Genomic DNA, 20,899 nt, shown 5'->3' with positions numbered 1-20,899 from the left:
AACCCGGCTCTCTTCATGAGAAATAAAATGGGAAATGAAATGAAAACCGAGATCGTAAAATTTGCCGGCGATGTACCGGGAAATGCCATCGAGTTGCGCGTACTGCGCTTTGCAGGCAAGGACAGCGATGCGCCGTCCGCCTATTTGCAATCTTCGCTTCACGGTGCAGAACTTCCGGGGCAGGCGGCTCTTCATTTCCTGGTTCCGATGTTGAAGAAGGCCGCCGATGAAGGGCGCGTTCTTGGCAATATCACCGTTGTTCCGCAAGCCAATCCAATCGGTTCCAATCAGTGGCAGGCACATCAGCATCTCGGTCGTTTCGAGACGTTTTCGCTGACCAATTTCAATCGCGCTTTCCCGCTACTGCCGGATTTTGATACGTCTGAACTGCCGGAGCCGGATGCGCCGATCTCACTGGCACAGCGCTTGAAGGCGACGCTTTTGAAGCTGGCTCTGCCAAATGACATCGTGCTTGACCTGCATTGCGACGACGAGAGCGAAAATTACGTTTATATCGCGGAAGAGTTTGCCGAGGATATGAAGGATCTGGCTATCGCGTTGAACTCGACAGCAATCCTCGCATGGGACACGACCGCTGATGCAGCTTTTGAAGAAGCCTGCGCCCATCCTGTCCTGCAATTGCCGGCGGACAAGCGCAACATGAAGCGCCGGGCGGTTACAACTGTTGAATTTCGCGGCTTGAGTGATGTTTACGCCGATATGGGCAAAGGCGACGCTGAAGGTCTGTACAAATTTCTCGTGCATCGGGGTGTTGTCCGCGACGACAATGTGAAGCTAGAGACGGAATATAAGGGTCTCGTTACACCGCTTTCGCATGTTGAGATGCTGCGCGCACCGGAAGGCGGCATGGTGTTGTTTCATGTAGCGCCTGGCGATGAAGTAAAGGCGGGCACGAAGCTGGTTACAGTGGTTACGAAGCCGGGTGAACCGGAAGGCGACATCACGCTGACCGCCCCGCAGGACGGGCGCATCCTGACCCGTCGCTCGCTGCGTTATGTTCGTCGTGGGGATGATCTTCTCAAACTGCTTGGCGCGAAGCCTTCAGCTGTCAAGAAACGTGCCGGTGCGCTGGAAGCATGAGCGACAAGCTTTCCGCCGACCGTATAAAGTCGATACGTGCCGTCCTGTTCGACAAGGACGGCACATTGATCGATTTCGACCGTACCTGGTTTTCAATCTCGTGGCAGCTTGCGCAGCGCGCCGCAAAAGGTGACGAGATTAGGGCTCGTGCATTGCTTGACGCGGGAGGCTACGACTGGCTGACCGAGCGTTTCCGGGCCAATTCGGTTATCGCCGCCGGTACAGTCGAAGATATCGTTTCGCTTTGGCATCCAGATGTCGCGTCCGAGCAGTTGCGCAAATTGGTCGAAGAATATGATGCTTATTGCGTCACCGAAGGTGCGCGTTCAGCCGTTGCTATTGAAGCTGTTCGCGAAACGTTGGAAGTGCTTCGCACAATGGGCTTCCGTCTAGGCATTGCTACCAATGATTCCGAAGCCGGTGCGCATGCAACCGCCAAAGCTCTGGGTATCCATGGGCTCTTCGACGTCGTAATCGGTTATAACACGGCGGCGCGCCCAAAGCCCTATCCCGATCCGCTGCTCTATTTTGCAGAAAAGCTGGGATTGGTGCCTAACGAGATCGCCATGGTCGGGGATAATCTGCATGATCTGGAAACAGCCCATGCTGCCGGGGCAGGGCTTGCAGTCGGTGTTCTATCTGGCAATTCTCCTCGTGAGGCGCTGGAGCCCCATGCCGATGTGGTGTTGGACAGTGTGGCCGGACTGCCTGAACTGCTGAAGAGATGAGTGCATGGCTTCCATGCAGCGAATTGAATGGAAACATCACGACAATTCATTCTCACAACTCTTGCGGTGAAATTGGCGTGGAGTAGCATGGCGGTACGTTTAACGTTCCCGAGCTACGTCCATGATCCTGATCGGCCAGTATGATTCCCCCTTTGTGCGGCGTGTTGCCATCGCCATGCGGCTTTACGGCCTGCCATTCGAACACAAACCATGGTCGACGTTTGGTGACCGTGACAGGCTTGCGGAGTTCAATCCGCTGAGCCGCGTGCCGACGCTTGTGCTGGATGATGGCGACGTCGTGATCGAAAGTGCGGCGATACTCGACTATCTCGATGAGATCGCAGTTGGCAAACCTCCGTTGATCGCGCCCAAAGGTGCCGAACGCCGTCAGACATTGAAGATATGCGCGCTTTCGACCGGTCTTGCCGATAAGGCTGTAAGCCTCCTCTATGAAGGTTTGCTGCGAAGCGAAAGATCAAACGTCTGGGTTGAGCGGTGTGAGACGCAGATCGCGCGGGTGCTGGGTGTTCTGGAAAGTGATCTTGCGGAACGGAAATCATCATACTGGTTTGGAGACGATATTGGGCATGCCGATATCGCGGCGGCTTGTGCGCTTCGCTTTCTGCGCGAGGCGCATCCCAATCTTTTTAATGAACAGAAATATCAGGCATTGACGGGTCTGGCGGCTCGATGCGAAGCGCTGGCACCTTTTCGGGAAATCGTTCAGCCTTTGGCACCGCCCTCTGCATGATTCAACCTGAAACGATTGCGGCCGGATAAAATGTCCGGCCGCCTTTGTTTCCGAATGTCGACGATTCTCAATCGCGAAGTTCGCGGCGCAAAATCTTGCCGACGTTGCTTTTCGGCAGGCTTTCGCGGAACTCGACTTGGCGCGGACGCTTGTAGTTCGTGAGGCGTTCGGCGCAATAGGCTTTGACTTCGTCTTCGGTCAGGTTGAGGTCGCTGCGTACGACGAACAACTTCACGACTTCGCCCGAATGTTCGTTCGGTATACCAACGGCAGCCGATTCCACGATGCCGGGATGACCGGCGGCAACTTCTTCGATTTCGTTTGGATAGACATTGAAGCCGGAAACAAGGATCATGTCCTTCTTGCGGTCGACGATCTTGGTATAGCCGCGCTCGTCCATGAAGCCCATGTCGCCCGTGCGGAAGAAACCATCGGGCATGATCGCGCGGTTGGTTTCGTCGGGACGCTCCCAATATCCCTTCATAACCTGCGGTCCGCGCACGCAGATTTCCCCGACTTCACCGAGCGCGAGGTCATTCCCATCATCATCGCGGATCGCCACATCGGTCGACGGCATTGGTAGGCCGATCGTTCCGGAGAATTCAGTTGCATCAAGCGCGTTGGCGCAGGCAACAGGCGACGTTTCGGAAAGACCATAGCCCTCTGTGATGTGGCAACCGGTCATTTTCTGCCAGCGCTCAGCAACGGGACGCTGAACAGCCATGCCGCCACCAAGCGTCAGAATGAGGGGCTTAAAATCCAGTGTCTGAAAATCGGGATTGTTCATGAGGCCATTGAACAAGGTGTTGAGGCCTGGAAAAATGTGGAACGGGTATTTCTTCAACTCCTTCACGAAGCCGGGTATGTCGCGAGGGTTGGGGATAAGGATATTTCGTGCGCCGAGCTTGATGCCAATCATGGCATTCACGGTGAGCGCGAAAATGTGGTAAAGCGGGAGGGCGCATACGAAATTCAGCGCTTTCGGCTTGCCTTTGTTTCGGAATGCAACCTCCATCCAGACGTGCATCTGTTCGACATTGGCGAGAATGTTGCTGTGCGTAAGCATGGCACCCTTCGAGATACCCGTAGTGCCGCCAGTATACTGCAGGAAGGCAAGATCAGACCCCTGCACCGGAATTGGGTCGAAGGATTGGGCGCGACCTTGCGAAAGTGCGTCCTTGAAACGGACATGTCCCGGGATATTCCACACCGGTACCATTTTCTTCACACGGCGCACTACGAGATTGATAATATGGCCTTTGAAACCATGCATGTCGCCCATCGAAGCGACGATGATGTTGGGGACATTGACGGAAGCGAGGGTCTTCTCCACCGTCGATGCGAAGTTTTCCAGAACAATCAATGCCTTCGCACCGGAATCGTTCAGCTGATGCTCCAGTTCGCGCGGCGTATAAAGCGGATTGACGTTCACCACCACGAAACCGGCACGCAGAACGGCGGTAAATGCAATTGGATAATGCAGGATGTTCGGCATCATCACGGCAACGCGGTCGCCTTTAACAAGGCCACGCGATTGCAGAAATGCCGCAAGCGCGCGCGAATATTCATCCAGCTCCTTGAAAGAAAGGTCCTTCCCCATGCAGGTGAAGGCAGGATGATCGGGGAACTGTCGGCAGGACGCCAGAATCATATCGCCAATGGACGAGGTTTTGCTCAGGTCGATCTCGTGTGGAACGCCCGCCGGATATGATTTGAACCAGATTTTTTCTTGCGTCGGCGCGCTCTTGCTCGCTGATTGTGCCGCGACGGTTTCAACTACGGATGCGCTTTGCCCAGTCGTTTTTTTCGCCATTTCTTCTCCCCGGATTGCTCCGTCCAAATTTGGGCAGCCTGTGCGCCCGCCGTCTCCCAAGCCGCCCGCCCCACGGACAGCCTCCTCATTTTTAAATGTGGTCGAGTTTCATTCTCTTCGCAAGAGTTACATTGACGTAAGCGTAAATTATAAAAGAGTCGAGCGTCTTTCCCAATTTTGTAGTTTGGCAATCACAATAGGTTGAAACTTGCGACTGGGGGAAATAGCAGGTTCGCCCCGGGGCGATATCTCAATTGTGACTGCTAGGCATTTAACGGGCTTCAGATACCTGATTTTTCAGGGATCGGACGAGTACCGAAATTGCTCTGCCGCCATAAGTTACGAGGTCATAGTTTCTGTCGCCGCGCAACCACTCGTTGAGAAGTCCGCTCAACATGGAAAGTAGGATCGGGGCTGCAGTGTCTGCAGTCCAATCCTTCGAAAGCTCCCCACGTCTGGCAGCCACGTCGAGCAAGCCTGCGAACAATGAGAGAACATTGGCGCGAGCTTCCCTGAGACGGTCCTCAAGCGGAGCCATCTCACCGACAAACTCGCATCGCTGATTAATGATAATGAAAATATTCTGCTGGCGCTCGTCGTTCGAGAAAAGCTGCAGCGCCTGGATAATGGATTGTTCCAGAACATGCATTGGATTGGGATGATTGACGACGGCAGCCTGCAACATGATTTCTTCCTGCGGAAACCGGACACTGGCTATAATAGTGCGAAGGATCTCAACTTTGTCGCGAAAGTGGAAATAAATCGCGCCTCGCGTCACTCCAGCATGACAGGCGATTTCCATCAGTGTAGATTGGTTGACACCGCGCTCGAGGAAAACCTGCTCGGCGGCCACCAGAATGGCTTCCCGGGTTTCCGCGGCCTCGGCTTTCGTTCTTCGCATGATTTTCTCTCGGGTGAATGCGGGCTAAGGGCCTTAATTTGCCACTGAATCTGGATAACTCATTCGTGATCTGTAATATTAGGTGATTGACTATAACACGGTAGTTCGTGTTTACAAACACTCGTGTATGTTAAATTGGCAGCACCGCGCGACAGCAAGGGCACTCCCATCATGACTCTTAACCGTTCCATTCGGCTTTTTGCGGCAGGGGCCGCATTTCTTGTCTTTGCGGGGCAACCCGTTCTGGCGCAAGCACCCGGGGGTGCAACGCCGCCACCGCCACAGGTAACCGTTACCGTGGTCGAGCCGCATGATGTACCAGTTACCTATGAATATGCGGCGCGTATCAGTGCCTATCGCGATGTTCAGGTGCGTGCGCGTGTGGGCGGGATACTGCTGCACCGCAATTTCATCGAGGGCACGGAAGTTAAGGCTGGCGACGTGTTGTTCGAGATAGACCCGGCACCCTACGAGGCGGAACTTGAAAAGGCTCAGGCACAGGTAGCGCAGGCCGAAGCGCAGTATCAGCAATCCATTCGCGATGCTGAACGCGCCGAACAATTGGTCCAGCAGAAGGTCCAGAGTACAGCCGTGCGCGACTCTGCTTTTGCGACGCGCGACCTGAACAAGGCGTCGGTTGCAGCAGCCAAGGCGCAATTGCGTACAGCAGAGCTTAACCTGAGTTATACCAAGGTCACCGCGCCCATCAGCGGTATCACGAGCCTTGAGCAAGTGAACGAGGGTAGCCTTATCGGCACAGACGCATCTTCCAGCCTCCTGACCTCGATCACGCAGCTCGATCCGGTCTATGTGAATTTCTCCTTTACGGACACGGAAGCAGCCGAAATTGACCGTTTGCGCGCTGAGCGCGGCGCCACGGGTGAAGATGCCGATCGGCTCAAGATTAAAGTCCTGTTCGGCGACGGGCAGGCTTATGACCATGAAGGTACGATCGACTTCACCTCGTCGTCGCTCGATACGGAAACGGGCACGCTTGGTGCCCGTGCGGTCGTTGAGAACCCTAATCGCCGTTTGATCCCGGGCCAGTTCGTCCGAGCAGTGATTCTCGGCATTCAGGTCAAGAACGGCATCACGATTCCGAAGGCTGCGTTGCTGCAGGGCCCGCAGACGCAGTTCGTCTACGTGGTCAACAAGGACAATGTTGTCGAGGTGCGGCCTATCACGGTTGCGCGTGAGCTGAGCGATGCTTGGCTGGTTTCTGAAGGACTCAACGCAGGCGATCGGGTCATCACAGAGGGCCTTATCAAAGCAGCTCCGGGTAAGCCCGTGAATCCGGTCGACGCAGCTACTGAAGCAAGCAATCAGACGTCGCCCGATAAGGCTGGTGCTGATGCTGGCAAAGAACAGGCGGCAGGCAAGCAATGAATAGATTCTTCGTCGACCGCCCCGTTTTCGCGGCGGTCATCTCCATTGTGCTCGTGCTGGCTGGCCTGATCTGTATTCGGATCCTGCCTATTGCCCAGTATCCTGAACTGACGCCGCCACAAGTCGTCGTCAGTGCGACCTATCCCGGCGCAAGTGCCGAAACGGTGGCGCAAACTGTTGCTGCACCGTTGGAACAGCAGATCAACGGCGTCGAGAACATGCTTTATATGCAGTCCTCGAGCCTTGGTAGCGGCACCATGCAGTTGACGGTAACCTTTGCTCTGGGCACCGACCCGGATCAGGCCACCATCAATGTCAACAACCGGGTGCAGCGTGCGACCTCGTCCCTTCCGCAGGAAGTGCAGCGTCTGGGTGTCACGGTGGACAAACGTTCCACCACGATTCTGGGCATGGTCGCCATGTTTTCCGACAGCGATCGTTATGACCGCACCTATGTCGGTAACTACGCGCTTCTAAACGTGGTCGATGACCTCAAACGTTTGCAGGGCGTCGGCGATGTGCAGCTGCTTGGCAATATCGATTATTCGATGCGCATCTGGTTGCGTCCAGATAAGCTGGCGCAGTATAATCTGACCCCGAGCGATGTCTCGACGGCTATTCAGGAACAGAATGCGCAGTTTGCTGCGGGCCGCTTCGGCGATCAGCCAGACCCGCAAGCCGGGCCGTTCACCTATACGGCGACCACGCAGGGACGTCTGCCGGATGCTGCGGCATTTGAAAACATTATCCTGCGTTCAAGCCCCAACGCTGCGACTCTCCGTCTGAAGGACGTTGCGCGCGTCGAACTGGGAACAGAAAGCTATCTCGTCGATAGTAATCTTAACGGCACGTCTGCTGTCCCGATTGCAATATATCTGCAGCCGGGTGCGAACGCGCTCAATACGATGGAACTCATTCAGAACCGTATGAATGAGCTGAAGGCGAGCTTCCCGGCGGGCATCGATTACTCGATCCCGTTTGATACGACGAAGTTCATCAAGGTCTCCATTGAGGAAGTGGTTCACACCTTCATCGAGGCGATCATTCTCGTCGTGCTGGTGGTATTCATCTTCTTGCAGAACTGGCGCGCGACGCTCATTCCGATCATCGCAGTGCCGATCTCGATCATTGGCACATTCGCGGGCATGTATGTGCTCGGCTTCTCCATCAACCTCCTGACGCTATTCGGTCTGGTGCTGGCAATCGGCATCGTGGTCGACGATGCCATCGTGGTTCTGGAGAACGTCGAACGTATCATGACGACCGAGAAACTTTCGCCGCGCAAGGCCGCCATCAAGGCCATGGGCGAAGTAACGGGGCCGGTTATCGCGATTGTTCTCGTGCTCTGCGCCGTGTTCATTCCGGTCGCCTTCATGGGCGGTCTTGTCGGCGAAATGTACAAGCAGTTCGCCGTCACCATCGCGATCTCGGTGACGTTGTCGGGTCTTGTGGCTCTGACGCTGACACCGGCGCTCTGTGCGTTGATCCTCAAGCCGGGTCATCACGAGCCGATGTTGCCGTTCCGTATTTTCAACCGCTTCTTCGAGCGGGTAACAGATGGTTACTCCAGCGGTGTTCGCTTCTTTTTGAAGCGTGCAGCAATCGGCCTCATCCTGTTCGCAGGTCTTCTCGGCGCGACGTACTATCTTTTCGAAAGAGTTCCGGGATCGCTGCTGCCGGATGAGGATCAAGGCTTCCTGTTCAGCGTTGCGGTACTTCCTCCTGCGGCCTCTTTGGAGCGTACAACTGCAGTTCTCGATCAGGCGAGTGCGAATATCCGGAAGAGTCCAGCTGTGGAAAGCGTCTTCGCGGTGTCCGGTTTCGACCTTCTGTCGGGTGGTCTGAAAACCAGTGCGGGCACGATGTTCATCATGCTCAAGGACTGGAAGGAGCGTACGACACCTGAGACTGACGCGCGCAATCTTCCCGGCGCGATTATGGCGATGAATTCGGGTATCAAGGACGGGCTTGTTCTGGCGTTCAACCCACCTCCGATCATGGGCCTCAGCACGACCGGCGGCTTTGAACTCTATGTTCAGGATCGTACAGGCGGTGGTGTGGAATCGCTAACGCGTGCGACCAAGCTCATTACCGAAGCTGCGGCCAAGCGACCGGAGTTGCAGGGCGTCCGTACGACGTTTGATCCGAACGTTCCGCAGTATGACATCCAGCTTGATCGCGAAAAGGCGAAGGCTATGGGTGTGCCGATCAACTCTGTATTCACTGCAATGCAGGCGACGTTCGGCAGCCTCTACGTCAACGACTTTACGCTGTTTGGCCGCAACTATCAGGTCAACCTGCAGTCGGAAGCCGAGTTCCGTCGCGATCCAAGCGATCTCAAGCATGTTTTCGTGCGGGCCAATTCGGGCAGCATGATCCCCCTCGATGCTCTTGTGACAGTCAAGCGCATCGTCGGTCCGGATCAGCTGGAACGCTTCAATGCTTTCAATGCAGCGAAGATTACCGGTAATCCGGCACCGGGTTTCACATCCGGTGATGCGATCAAGGCAATGCAGGAAGTGGCAGCGGAAGTTCTTCCGCAAGGCTATCAGATTGCATGGACCGGCTCGGCCTATCAGGAAGTGACCACCAGCGGCACAGGCACACAGGCCATGATCTTTGGTCTCGTCATGGTGTTCCTGATCCTTGCTGCACAGTATGAACGCTGGAGCCTGCCGCTCGCCGTCATCACCGCAGTGCCGTTTGCTATCTTCGGTGCGCTGTTGGCGACCGATCTGCGCGGGTTGACCAATGACGTGTATTTCCAGATTGGTCTGGTGACACTCATAGGTCTGGCGGCGAAGAACGCGATTCTGATCGTGGAATTCGCGGTGCTTGAACGAGAGACGGGCAAGTCCGCCATTGAGGCGGCAGCGTCGGCAGCTCGTCTGCGCTTCCGTCCGATTGTGATGACTTCGCTGGCCTTCATTCTCGGCGTCGTGCCGCTGGCGGTTAGTACCGGCGCCGGTTCGGCAAGTCGTCACTCGATCGGTACGGGCGTCATCGGCGGCATGTTGGCGGCAACATTCATCGCAACCTTCTTCATTCCGATGTTCTACAGTCTGATAGCGCGTAAGCCTCCGAAGAAGCCGGAGGATGAGGATGTGAACGAAACGACTGGTCCGAACGGGCAGATCGATAATCAGATCTAGTCAGTCTCGAATGTCAAACAAAAGCCCCGCCGAAAGGCGGGGCTTTTTGCATCGGCCTATACTTGCATTCCTTGGAAAGGCTGGAACTCTTCGCGACAAGCTTTTGAGAAAGAAGCCTCACAATCTCTAGAACAGCGATGCGATACTCTGAACGATTGCCCACCCTAGAAAAGTTGCGGGTACACTGAGTGCCGCAAGCATGATGCCGAGAAACACGTAGGCAGCTTCATTAGGCGAGCGCTTTGTTTGCTCCGGAGCCTTGTGCCATTGAGCGGGTACGCCATCAAACATTGTATAAATCCTCCTTCTCCCTGAATTTAATTATTGATGAGCGGACGGTTTGTTCAAGTCAAAATAAATGGATGTATTTATTGATGATTTTATGTTAGAAGCGGCGCAATTCATGTTGATCAGTGCATGATATTTTAATTTTTTTCCGTATAGCTGAGTTATTTCTTTGATAAGAAATAATTTTACTTCTGTACTGTAAGTATCGATATGTCGGAAATTTCAAAAATATCTGAAAATTCGTTTGGTAAGCGGTCTTCTCTGCGTCAAAATGGCACGCAACGGCTGTCCCGATTTTGTCAGCCGGAATCGTCTGATGCTTGGCTCAGTAAAAGCTGTTCGGAAAATAGCGCAGATAGAGCTCTGTTAACGTGCCTTTCTCCTGCAGGGCCTGAAGGGCATTGTTGAAGGCATTGACGAGAGGAGCGTTCTGCTGTGCTACAGCGATGCTGAGGCCACTGCCAAGATATTGCGGTGCAAGATAGGGGCCGGCTGCAAATGTGCAGCATCCATGACCTTCTGGGCTGTTCAACCACATGGAAAGTGACATGCCGTCATGAAATACAGCGCTTATCTTGCCACTTTTGAGATCGGCGAGCATCAGTGAATCATTAGGGTACGGTTTGGCGATCGCGTGAGGGAAATAGCTTTTCAGAAGCTGCTCATGCGCGGCGCCTGCAACTACGCCAACGGTCTTGCCCTTCGTGGCTGTAACTGCGTTGTCGTTAAATGCGTTAGCATTGGTGGTCGCAAATCGCGCAGGCAGTCGCATATAAGACCGTGAGAAGGCAAATTGCCCGCGGTTTGCTTCGGTCGGCTTCCACCCTGCTATGATGGCTTCTGCTTGTCCGCCAAGCAGTCGCGCTTCAAGCTCGTTCCATGGCACAGCCTCGATCTGACATATGTCATCGACGCCCAGCTGGTGGCAAAGTGCCTTAGCAAGGTCGACATTATAGCCCGCAAGATGTCCCTGATCGCCCAGCATATTGAAAGGTGGGAAATCGACTGTTGTGATGAACCTCAGCCGGTTGAACGCTTGCAAGGACGGCAATGGCAGGCGTTCCTTCTGATTGATGAAGGAAGGAGCCTCCGGCTGTGCGTCTGAAGCCCAGGCGCCATGAGTGCCACATGTGAATGCCAGCACGATCAACAGTCTGGAAAGGTTGCGTCTCATGCCCCGCTTTTCTCCTTTTCCCTATAATTTAGCGTTAACTGAAAAGTCGAGCGATGAACAATATTCAACCAAGGTGCTATGAAAATAAAGGTTGCAATTCCTTCGCAGTATAATACCTTTAGATTGCAAGTTTTACCAAAGCAAACATCTAATAAAACGATTGGTAAAATTAGAATATGTGTAAATTCCTAAAACATAAATTATGAATATTCAATAGTGCGGGGGTGCTATGAGTAGTGTATCGAGTACGTTCGATCTGGAGGTATGCAGCGCCATATCAGCCAGATTGGAACAATGTGGCGTGCCCAGAGATGCGTTGCTGGGGGCTTATAGTGCGGCTATTCACCATGGAACATCGTTTTGCGTGGAACTGGTACAGCGAGGTGATGTTTCGGAAACAGTCGTTTATGCAGCTATTGCTGACTTTTTAGGGGTGGAGTTCACAAGCGAGGCTTTACCCTCGCGCATCTTCGTATCGGGCGAGGAGAAACCATCGGCTTTCGTTGATGTGGGGCAAGTCATGCTGCTCGGTTCGGACGGAGGGAGTTATCTCTACATCGCTCCGTCAGAAAATCGCATTGGAACTCTTCGAGATCATATTCTGGCGACGCCGACATTGAAGAGCAGAATACGTATCTGCACGCCGACCCTCTTGAAGCAAATCATGCGGCAACGCCATCAGAAGGATCTGATCGCACGGGCCCATGGAATGACACCGCAGTCGCTTTCAGCTGCACGCGTTCTCGATACGCCGCAGGCATTCATCATTGCGATGGCAATTTATGTATTCTTCGCTTGCCTGTTCAATTGGCCGGGGACGACTTTGTTGGTGCTCCATGTAGCGCTGTCGATATTCTTCTTTGGATGCGTGATGATCCGATTGTTCGCGGCCGTCTCCGGACAACGATTGAAGTTTATTGAAATCAAGAAATGCAGGCCACGCGATTTACCGAATTATTCTGTCCTGGTCCCGCTCTATCGCGAACAGGATGTGGTTGGTCAGCTTGTTTCGAGCTTGAAGCGATTGAACTGGCCAGCCAGTAAACTCGATATCAAGCTTGTCTGCGAAAAGGACGACTTCGATACAATATCGGCAATACGTCGTGAGCAGCTTCCGTTAAACTTTGAATTGGTCCTCGTGCCGTCCGGCGGCCCTAAGACGAAGCCAAAAGCGCTCAATTACGCATTGCAGTTTGCGCGGGGTGAGATTGTCGCGGTCTTCGATGCAGAGGATCGACCACATCCCGATCAGTTGCTTGAGGCGTGGCAGACTTTTCAGGCAGAAGGCGACAAGCTGGCCTGTGTACAGGCGCCTCTCATTATCGGTAACTTCCGCCACAATCTGCTGACACGAATGTTTGCCTTTGAGTATGCAGCGCTTTTCCGGGGGCTCTTGCCGTGGCTCGCTTTTCGAGGACTTGTTATTCCGCTGGGCGGTACGTCCAATCATTTTCGGCGATCTTGTCTGGAGGATGTCGGTGGCTGGGATGCCTATAATGTTACTGAGGACGCTGATCTGGGCGTAAGGCTCGCTCGGTTCGGTTATCGCATTGGCGTTATAACGCGTGGAACAATTGAGGACGCACCGGTGAACTACGACGTCTGGCGCAAACAGCGAACCCGTTGGCTCAAAGGCTGGATGCAGACATGGCTTGTCCATGGACGTCAGCCGCATAGCACATGGCGCGAGCTCGGCTGGTTCAGATTTACCGTCAATCAGATTTATACTTTAGGCATAATCAGTTCGGCGCTTCTGCATCCCCTCATGCTGGCCATGTTCGCAATTCTGCTTCTCAGTATGTTATTCGGGCCTTTGACGACGCAGGGCATCTGGCTGTTGGGGATTGATGTGACGAACATTCTGTTCGCCTATCTGAGCTTTTACCTTTTGGGCGCCAGAACAATGGAGCCAACAGAATTGGGAGGATATGCTTATCTATTCTCAATCCCAATTTACTGGGTGTTGATTTCAATCTCCGCATGGCGTGCGCTATGGCAACTGGTGCATGTGCCTCATCTGTGGGAAAAGACACCGCACCAGCCAAGCTTGTTCTACGTCACTTCCGACGATTCAGTGAGGAGCGTCGCGCCTCGCCCTATGATAGATTGATCCTCAGCTCCAATGGCCTCGAGATCTCTTCCCTCATAAGGTAATGTCAACAGGACGCGCCGGATTGCAGCAAGTCTGGCGCGTCTTTTGTCATTCGATCGGATGATTGTCCAAGGAGCGTAACCTGTATCGGTCCGTTCAAGCATTGTGTGCAGGGCTTCAGAATAGTCATTCCAGCGAGAAATACCTGCTACATCCATTGGGGAGAATTTCCAGTTTTTGAGCGGACTATGGCGACGCTCGTGAAAACGCTTGAGCTGCATCTCCTGACCGATATCCAGCCAGAACTTGAACAGATGAATGCCGTCTGTAACGATCATGCGCTCGAAATCGGGTGTTTCCGTCAGAAACGTCTCTAGTTGCGTTGGAGTGCAGAAACCCATCACACGTTCAACACCCGCACGATTGTACCATGAGCGATCAAACGTGACGAATTCGCCTGCAGTTGGGAAATGCGCAACATAGCGCTGGAAATACCATTGTCCTTGTTCCGTTTCGGTAGGCTTCGGCAGGGCAACATTACGTGCTGTTCTAGGGTTCATGAATTCGCGGATTGTAAAGATGGTTCCACCCTTACCAGCAGCGTCGCGACCTTCGAAAACGCTGACAACACGTCCCCCCGTATCCTGAAGCCAATATTGCAGTTTGACCAGCTCGATCTGAAGCCGCTCCAACGTCTCTTCGTATTCTTCCGACTTCATCTTGGATGGATACGGATATCCACCCGACTGGAGTGCATTGTCGTCGATCCATTTTGGTAGTTTCGGATCGCTTATGTCAAACGAACGCGCCACCCCGTCAACTTTTAGCTTGATTGGCTTGTCGCCAGATTTTGTCTCGTCTTTTTTGTCTTTCTTTTTGTTAGCTGTCTTCGAACTGTCACCCACGGCAATCCCCTTTCGTTTATATCAAAGCATGATATGGGCTGTTTGGAAGCCGCGTAAAGGACGTTCGAACATTTCCGGTTAAAGTCGATGCCACAACGGCAGAAGGAAGCAGCATGAGCGAGGCAGGCAACCACATCGATCCAGAACCACCGGCCGAGAAGTCGATTTTCGAACCGCTTCTCCGGGTCAAGGGCGTTTTGATCGCCAGCATGGTTCTTGCCGTCTGTGTGCTGGCTCTTGATCTGCCATTCTGGTTTCGCGCCGGTCTGTTGGCCGTTGTCGTGCTCGGTGCTGTGTGGCTCGCAAGCGAAGTTGCAAGCACAGAACCGGACGAGCTGCCGGTAAAGAATATAACACCTAACGAAATGGCGGGAGTCTCCGGCGAACGTCTGGCTGATCTCTTAACCGACCCGATGGTCGTCTTCGATCATAGCGGTACCGTATTATTCACCAATTCCGCGGCTCTCGAAGCGTTCCAGTCACTGGAAACTGGCACCGCGCTCTATCTGCGGTTTCGCGCCCCGGAAATGCACGCGCTCATCCAAGGAGTGATTGCAGACGGCGAAGCGCGAAGCATTGAATATTTTGAGCGCGTCCCGATTGATCGCTGGTTCAAGGCAATGGTCAAGGCTTTGCCGGGCAAGGATGGGACATCTGAGCTTTTTGTTCTTCTGTTTCGCGACCAAAGCGAGACGCGTCGCATTGATCGCATGCGTTCGGACTTCATCGCAAATGCAAGCCACGAATTGCGCACGCCGCTGGCCTCGCTACGCGGGTTTATCGAGACGTTGCAAGGGCCAGCTCGAAACGACGCGGCTGCGCGCGACCGCTTTCTGGATATTATGCAGAAGCAGGCCGAACGTATGTCGCGCCTGATCGATGATCTTTTGTCGCTGTCGCGTCTCGAAATGCGGGCGCATCTGACAGTCAATGAATGCATTGACGTGACTTCCATTCTCAACCACGTCGCCGATACGCTGACGCCGCTGGCAGCTGCTCTGGATATCAGTATCGTGCGTCAATTGCCGGATCATCCCGTGACTGTTACGGGCGCGCGTGATGAGCTCATTCAAGTGTTTCAGAACCTCGTTGAGAATGCTTGCAAATACGGGCAGGCGGGCAAGCAGGTCATCATCAAGCTCAATGAGGACGACAGTGGCAGTTCGCCGGAAGTTGTTGCGTCAATTCAGGATTTTGGTCCAGGTATCGCCGCTGAACATTTGCCACGCCTGACGGAACGTTTCTACCGGATCGACGTGGAAACGAGCCGGGCTCAAAAGGGTACGGGCCTCGGGCTTGCCATTGTCAAACATATTCTCGCGCGCCATCGTGGTCGGCTGGTTGTTCGCTCACAATTGGGCGAAGGATCGACCTTCACAGTGCGGCTGCCGAAGCGAGTGGCGTAAACCTTATCGAAATTTGCGCAGCAGTTGCCATTTCAATGGACGCAGCTTTTTATAGAACGGAGTCGCACGCATTCTTTCCAGCGCATGGGCGAGGATAAGAGATATGCGTCCTCGGAGTGTGACCGGGCGAATATAGTCGCGCAGGAGCGTTGTCTGGTCGCAGAGCTCGGTTTTCCAAGGCTCGTCGCCATAGCCAAGATCGAAGCAGGTGTAATCCTGCGCTTTCAGCTCGGATAACAGGCGCAACATCAGAACTTTCCCTGGTGAAAGCTTGCTCCAGTCGCCGTTTTCGAACGTTGTAATCATTGCACAATAATGGCCATTGCGGACGATGCTCCACATCGTGGCCAGTATCGTCTCACCTACCGCAATTGCCGAAAAATGAAGAGCATTGCATCGAGCTAATTGTTCAGTCGCTTGTTCAAAAAAGCGCCGCTTTTCCGGATGAGCATCGAAGCCGGGAACCTCCGTATCTTCGAAGCGGCGCTGCTTCTGGCGTAACATAGTTTCGAGGACAGACTGCCGTTCAGCTTCGGTTTGAGCGAGATAAAAACGAAACCCGTCCAGGTGTTGAAGAGTCCGTCCGCGCTTTTTGATGTTCTTTATGCTCTTAATGGACAGTTCGATCTCCTCGATTGGACGTGTCAGAGAAACTGCATGTGTTGATGCTTCTGAAGACAGATTTGTTAACAGCCAGAGCGGATTTACCGAGCCTTCAACGCGTTCGGGCATCTTGCGGAGCGTAATGACATCATGAAAAGGAACTTTTGCGATAACAGCTTCGAGGACGCGCATCGCGGCATCATGAGAAAGCTTTGCTGCTGCTGGAAATATGATGGGCGCGTTATAATCACTCACGCCGTCATCGATGAATGAAAGCACCCTGGAACCGTAGATACGTGTAATAGAGAGCGGCAGAAAGAGAAGTGGAGTGCCATCGGACTGGCGAACCTCGGTCAGGCATAGCTGCACGCCGGATTTCTGTCCGTAGGTTGCTTCCCAAGCTTTTAGGAATGATTTGGACTGAAAGACAAAGAATGCGGTGCTGGTTCTGTCATCGGCATCCGGCCAGTCGGCGGCTAGCTGTTCCGTACTGCTAAAAACTTGAATGTCAAAATCATTGGTCAGCATAAAAGTCTTTCAGAATCTCCAATTTGGGGAATTTCGATTATGTAAGTGCACCGAATCTCATTTTATAGTTGAAGTGTTTAGTAGATTTGAAACCTAAGAAAACTATGAAATGCTGACTTGACCGGCTCCTGCCGGTTGATTGCTTCGCACGTGCTTTCTCGCAAATAGGGCAACGATGTCTGTTTCGATTATCATCAAGACTTTAAACGAGGATAAGCGTATCGCCGAGGCTGTGGAGAGCGCCTTGAGGGCTTTGCCTGGCGGAAAGGTAGAAGTTATCGTAGCGGATAGCGGGTCTAAAGATCGCACGATTGAAATTGCGCGATCCTATCCGATCAAGGTCGTGCAGATCGAGCCTCCCGCGCAAGCCAGTTGCGGTCTCGGCCCGCAACTGGGCTTTCAGTATTCAACACAGCCCTATATCTGCCTGATCGATGGCGACATGATACTTGAGCCAGATTTCCTGCCGACAGCGCTCGATTATCTCGACAAGCACCCGGATGTCGGCGGCGTGACTGGTCATGTCGTGGACCAGATTCTGGAAAGCCTTGAGTTCCAGCGTCGTGCAAAGCGGCATTCGCCGGAAGCGCGAACAGGTGATATCGACCGCATGAATGGCGGCGGACTTTACAGGCGCAGCGCGATTGAGCAGTCGGGATATTTTTCAGACCGCAATCTTCATGGCCATGAAGAGTTTGATGCGGGTGTCCGCCTGCGCAGCAATGGCTGGAAGCTCTATCGCCTGGATCGGCCTTTTGTGCAGCATTTTGGCTATACAATGAACGCCTATAAGCTTCTGGTTCGCCGCTGGAAAAGCAAATATTTGCGTGGAACCGGTGAGGTGTTGCGCGCTGCAATGGGGCAGCCGCATCAGAAAAATCTGTTCCGTGAACTGCCGGAACTACGGCTTTGGGGTGCAGTCTATCTTTGGTGGCTGGCAATCATAGCAGCTCTTGTTTTTCTGCCGGGATGGCCGTTGGCAATCCTGACAGCCGCGGTAATTGCCGTGGTGCCATTTGTGGCAATGTCGGTCCGGTCGCGCAGTATAGAGCTTGGTGTCTATGCGGTGGTGGCATGGATATTCCACGCAGCAGCACTACCGCTCGGCTTTTTTCAGCCGCGGCGCAAGCCTACAGACTGGATTGAAAGCAAGGTTATAAGAGAGCCTTGATGAGAACACTGCGACTGGCCGTATCCGTTTCACTTTTGGCCCTCGCAATGTCCGGTGCTGTCGCCGAGGAATGGCTTCCGGTCAAAGAAAACAACCTCGAAATTTCCTCGGGAAGCCCACTCGATTTTTCGGGATTTCTGACAAACATCCCGATTGAAGAGAAAAATCGTTTGATCGCAAATGCCGACGGGCGTTTCGCACAGGCAGACACGCCTGACCAGGCGATGCGACTGCAATGTGCGGCGATTGCCTGGGGGCCTCCATCATCCGGCGTGGTAGATCATGCCTTCATTGATCGATATGTGCGACAGCTTCGTCTGCATGGCTACAATATAGCTCGTTTCCATTTCGTCGATGCCGATCTGATGCTTGAGCAGGCAGGCGATTTTGATTTCCGACCTGAAGCTCTCGACCGGATGCGCTACCTTATGGCGGCGCTCAAACGCGAAGGCATTTACTGGATCATTGACGAACTTACCTCCGAAAGTGGCGCTTTGGGCGGAAGGGACATTGACCGCTGGGGTCCGGAAGGCAATCTGAAGCGCCGAACCTATGTAGACGATGCAGCATTCGATCACTGGTTGCGCTTCCAGAAAGAGGTCTACGCCACAGTCAATCCCTATACAGGCCTTGCACCTTTACAGGATCCCGCCCTCGCACTGGTCATTCCGTTCAACGAAAATGGCATCGAGTTTACAAGCTTTGTGCACGAGCACGACGATGGTACAACATTTTGGCCGGGCTATCGTCCCGTGTTCAATGCATTTCTGAAAAAGCGCTATGCGGATAGTGCCACCTTGTCCCGAGTCTGGGGCGGGTTGGCTTCTGACGAAAGTCTGGAACAACAGACCGTCCAGCTGCCCGTAAGCCGTAGTGGTGGAGGGAGACGGCTGAGAGATTTTCAGGCCTTCGTCGTAGAGAGCGAACGTTTGCTGGCGCAACGGATGGAACAGGCGCTACGCGATCTTGGCTATCGCGGTCTGGTCGCCCCCTATAACAACTGGTTCACCGTTCAAACTGCTCTTTCACGACAAAACCAGAAAGCTGTGGTCGCCAACACCTATCAGGACTGGATCGGAACTCTCAACCCCGGAACGGAAATCAGGCATACGAGTTCGATTGGCGACGCTGCTTCCTATGTCAGTGACATCGCTGCCGGGCGCTGGCTCGGTCGACCGTTTCTTGTGACCGAATATGAGCATCTGTTCTGGAACCGTTATCGATATGAGGCGGGTCTGGTGTTTCCGGCCTATGCCGCATTGCAGGGCTGGGACGGCATTTGCCGTCATGGGCAGGGACCGTTAACGCTTGCGTTTGATGAGGCCGCGCCATTCCGTCAGCGTATCGTTCCCTACACTTTTGCTGTCGATCCTGTCGCGCGGGCGGGCGAAACGCTGGCGTCATTTCTCTTTCGCCGGGGCGACGTGGAAACTGCAGATTTCAATCTACCGTTCATGATGCAGGGCGAGGCAAGCCTTGGTGAATCGCTTGAGTTTCGAGAACCGGCCCGGCTCATGCGGCTGGCACTTGTTGGCGGGGTAGGTCTTGCCACGAAAGAACTGGCTTGGCCGCAGGGCTTGCAAAAAAAAGTTGCGGTCGATTATCGAAATGTATCACTCGATAACGTGCTGCAACGTCTGAAAGCGGCAGGACTTCTTGCAGATGACAACATAACCAACCCTTCGCAGGGCTTGTTTGAAAGTACTACGGGTCAAATCCGGCTCGACCGCAACAAACTGCGGATGCAGGTCATTACGCCGAAGACCGAGGCCGTTGCTTTTGCCGAACTGAAAGATCACCTGACTTTGAGTGAGCTGTCCCTCGGAAATGCCGAGGAGCGGGGGCTGTTCGCTGTTTCGGCAATAGACGAGAAACCGCTGAAGGATAGCGAAAAGCTGCTGATAATTTTTGCGAGCGACGCTCGCAATAGCGATATGCATTTCCGCGACAAGGCAGAGAAAATCATAGAGGATTGGGGGCGGCTGCCGGTCACTTTGCTACGCAATCGAGTGGACGTGAATCTGGCACAAGACACAGTTTCATGGACACTTTCGCCTGTCGGTCTTGATGGAAAGATTCATGAAAAGATTGCTGCCGGGTCTGGCCCCATTGCTTTCCGGCTGGATAATGGAGCTGGCAAAGCGGGGCCGACGACGTTCTTCCTTCTTGAACGGAAGATTGCAGCTCAATAGAAGTCCGTGGACAGTCTGCTCCAGCTTTCGCCAGCGATTGCACAGAATCGCAAGGTGCCCGCAGCCTGATTGTCCGACGCCATCAGGAACAACCAGTTGATATCGCTTTCTGTCCAGGCTGGATGTGCCAAATAGCTTTGAAGGTAACCGGGAACAAGAAATATGGCTTCGTCTTGCGCAATTTCCTTCACATTTGCCTGGGGCTTGGTGGCTCTCTTGATCGCGGGAATCGGAAAAAGCGGGTTGAGCAACCCGCCCACTGAATTGGTTATCCATCCACCGAGGATTGGACGCCGTTCGGCAATGTAACTCGCCACATAGCTGGCAGCTCGGAAAACGCGTGTCCATCCAAGCCCGTGTGTGCCGAGTGTAATCCCCTCGATTGCTTCGGAATGGTTCAGGCTTACGGGAGCAACACTGTCGGTGAAGTTGCGTATCTTTTCACTTGGACGCAAAGTGAGCGTCAATTCGGCCGCACCGCGCGGCGACATTTCCGGCTTCATCATGAAAGCGCAAAGCAATCGCCCCATTACCGATTGGCCATTGCCCCTATACGGAATGGGCAGGACCGAGATCGCGCTATCGATCTCACCGTGCTCGTCCTCATGGACCACGCCGCCAATCGCAGGTCGTAATAGGGGTTTTCAAAAAAGAACTTCTGAAAATACTGATCGAAAGTCTTGTCGCATGACTTTGAGTGTGGACGAA

Annotated in this window: 15 protein-coding genes; 9 read left to right on the top strand and 6 right to left on the bottom strand. The window is 53.7% G+C overall.

All coding sequences use genetic code 11. From position 1 onward, the window contains the following. Positions 1-39: 39 nt before the first annotated feature. The 3 genes from MKS82_RS08165 (at position 40) to MKS82_RS08155 (ending at position 2,580) form a co-directional block, all read left to right on the top strand. Complete coding sequence (locus tag MKS82_RS08165; RefSeq protein ID WP_109986260.1) at positions 40-1,101, top strand: succinylglutamate desuccinylase/aspartoacylase family protein; 1,062 nt, start codon at positions 40-42, stop codon at positions 1,099-1,101. After that, on the top strand, positions 1,098-1,829 hold the full coding sequence (locus tag MKS82_RS08160) for an HAD family hydrolase (protein ID WP_109986004.1): 732 nt from the start codon (positions 1,098-1,100) through the stop codon (positions 1,827-1,829). Before MKS82_RS08165 ends, MKS82_RS08160 begins: the two co-directional genes overlap by 4 nt. Positions 1,830-1,950: 121 nt before the next feature. Continuing rightward, positions 1,951-2,580, top strand: coding sequence for a glutathione S-transferase family protein (locus tag MKS82_RS08155; protein ID WP_109986005.1), 630 nt, complete (start codon positions 1,951-1,953; stop codon positions 2,578-2,580). Between the two features lie 67 nt (positions 2,581-2,647). Here the strand turns inward: MKS82_RS08155 and MKS82_RS08150 are convergent, their stop codons facing one another. Together MKS82_RS08150 and MKS82_RS08145 are read right to left on the bottom strand one after the other, a co-directional pair. Continuing rightward, the gene (locus MKS82_RS08150; protein WP_109986006.1) at positions 2,648-4,393 is read right to left on the bottom strand and encodes a long-chain fatty acid--CoA ligase; all 1,746 of its coding nucleotides are present in this window, start codon (positions 4,391-4,393) and stop codon (positions 2,648-2,650) included. 271 nt (positions 4,394-4,664) lie between these two features. Continuing rightward, positions 4,665-5,294, bottom strand: coding sequence for a TetR family transcriptional regulator (locus MKS82_RS08145; RefSeq protein ID WP_109986007.1), 630 nt, complete (start codon positions 5,292-5,294; stop codon positions 4,665-4,667). 171 nt (positions 5,295-5,465) lie between these two features. Here MKS82_RS08145 and MKS82_RS08140 point away from each other — a divergent pair, with 171 nt between their 5' ends. Together MKS82_RS08140 and bepE are read left to right on the top strand one after the other, a co-directional pair. Beyond that, positions 5,466-6,680, top strand: a complete 1,215-nt coding sequence (locus tag MKS82_RS08140) for an efflux RND transporter periplasmic adaptor subunit (RefSeq protein ID WP_109986008.1) — start codon at positions 5,466-5,468, stop codon at positions 6,678-6,680. Continuing rightward, on the top strand, positions 6,677-9,832 hold the full coding sequence (gene bepE, locus MKS82_RS08135; protein ID WP_109986009.1) for a multidrug efflux RND transporter permease subunit BepE: 3,156 nt from the start codon (positions 6,677-6,679) through the stop codon (positions 9,830-9,832). The genes MKS82_RS08140 and bepE overlap by 4 nt, the downstream gene beginning before the upstream one ends. Positions 9,833-10,445: 613 nt before the next feature. On the opposite strand, the gene MKS82_RS08130 is transcribed toward bepE, so the two are convergent. Further along, positions 10,446-11,294: a transporter substrate-binding domain-containing protein gene (locus tag MKS82_RS08130; protein ID WP_109986010.1), complete on the bottom strand. Its 849-nt coding sequence runs from the start codon at positions 11,292-11,294 to the stop codon at positions 10,446-10,448. 229 nt (positions 11,295-11,523) lie between these two features. Here MKS82_RS08130 and MKS82_RS08125 point away from each other — a divergent pair, with 229 nt between their 5' ends. Next, on the top strand, positions 11,524-13,404 hold the full coding sequence (locus tag MKS82_RS08125; protein ID WP_181394219.1) for a glycosyltransferase: 1,881 nt from the start codon (positions 11,524-11,526) through the stop codon (positions 13,402-13,404). Here the strand turns inward: MKS82_RS08125 and ppk2 are convergent. Further along, positions 13,347-14,291 carry a polyphosphate kinase 2 gene (ppk2, locus tag MKS82_RS08120; RefSeq protein ID WP_109986012.1) on the bottom strand — a complete coding sequence of 315 codons (945 nt, stop codon included), beginning with the start codon at positions 14,289-14,291 and terminating at the stop codon, positions 13,347-13,349. The genes MKS82_RS08125 and ppk2 overlap by 58 nt on opposite strands. Positions 14,292-14,404: 113 nt before the next feature. Between ppk2 and MKS82_RS08115 the strand changes: the two genes are divergently transcribed. Further along, entirely contained in the window at positions 14,405-15,697 is a 1,293-nt protein-coding gene (locus tag MKS82_RS08115; protein ID WP_109986013.1) for an ATP-binding protein, read from the top strand. Between the two features lie 3 nt (positions 15,698-15,700). Here the strand turns inward: MKS82_RS08115 and MKS82_RS08110 are convergent, their stop codons facing one another. Further along, positions 15,701-16,828: a GNAT family N-acetyltransferase gene (locus tag MKS82_RS08110; protein ID WP_109986014.1), complete on the bottom strand. Its 1,128-nt coding sequence runs from the start codon at positions 16,826-16,828 to the stop codon at positions 15,701-15,703. A gap of 175 nt (positions 16,829-17,003) precedes the next feature. Between MKS82_RS08110 and MKS82_RS08105 the strand changes: the two genes are divergently transcribed. Continuing rightward, a complete protein-coding gene (locus MKS82_RS08105) occupies positions 17,004-17,999 on the top strand; it encodes a glycosyltransferase (RefSeq protein ID WP_109986015.1) in 996 nt (331 codons plus the stop codon). Then, positions 17,999-20,191, top strand: coding sequence for a glycoside hydrolase (locus MKS82_RS08100; protein ID WP_109986016.1), 2,193 nt, complete (start codon positions 17,999-18,001; stop codon positions 20,189-20,191). Before MKS82_RS08105 ends, MKS82_RS08100 begins: the two co-directional genes overlap by 1 nt. Here MKS82_RS08100 and MKS82_RS08095 read toward each other — a convergent pair. Continuing rightward, positions 20,185-20,805: a hypothetical protein gene (locus MKS82_RS08095; RefSeq protein WP_240578588.1), complete on the bottom strand. Its 621-nt coding sequence runs from the start codon at positions 20,803-20,805 to the stop codon at positions 20,185-20,187. The genes MKS82_RS08100 and MKS82_RS08095 overlap by 7 nt on opposite strands. Positions 20,806-20,899: the final 94 nt, after the last annotated feature.

It is taken from the genome of Ochrobactrum sp. A-1, from assembly GCF_022488005.1.
Lineage (GTDB): Bacteria > Pseudomonadota > Alphaproteobacteria > Rhizobiales > Rhizobiaceae > Brucella.
This window is presented reverse-complemented; position numbering and strand designations above follow the sequence as displayed.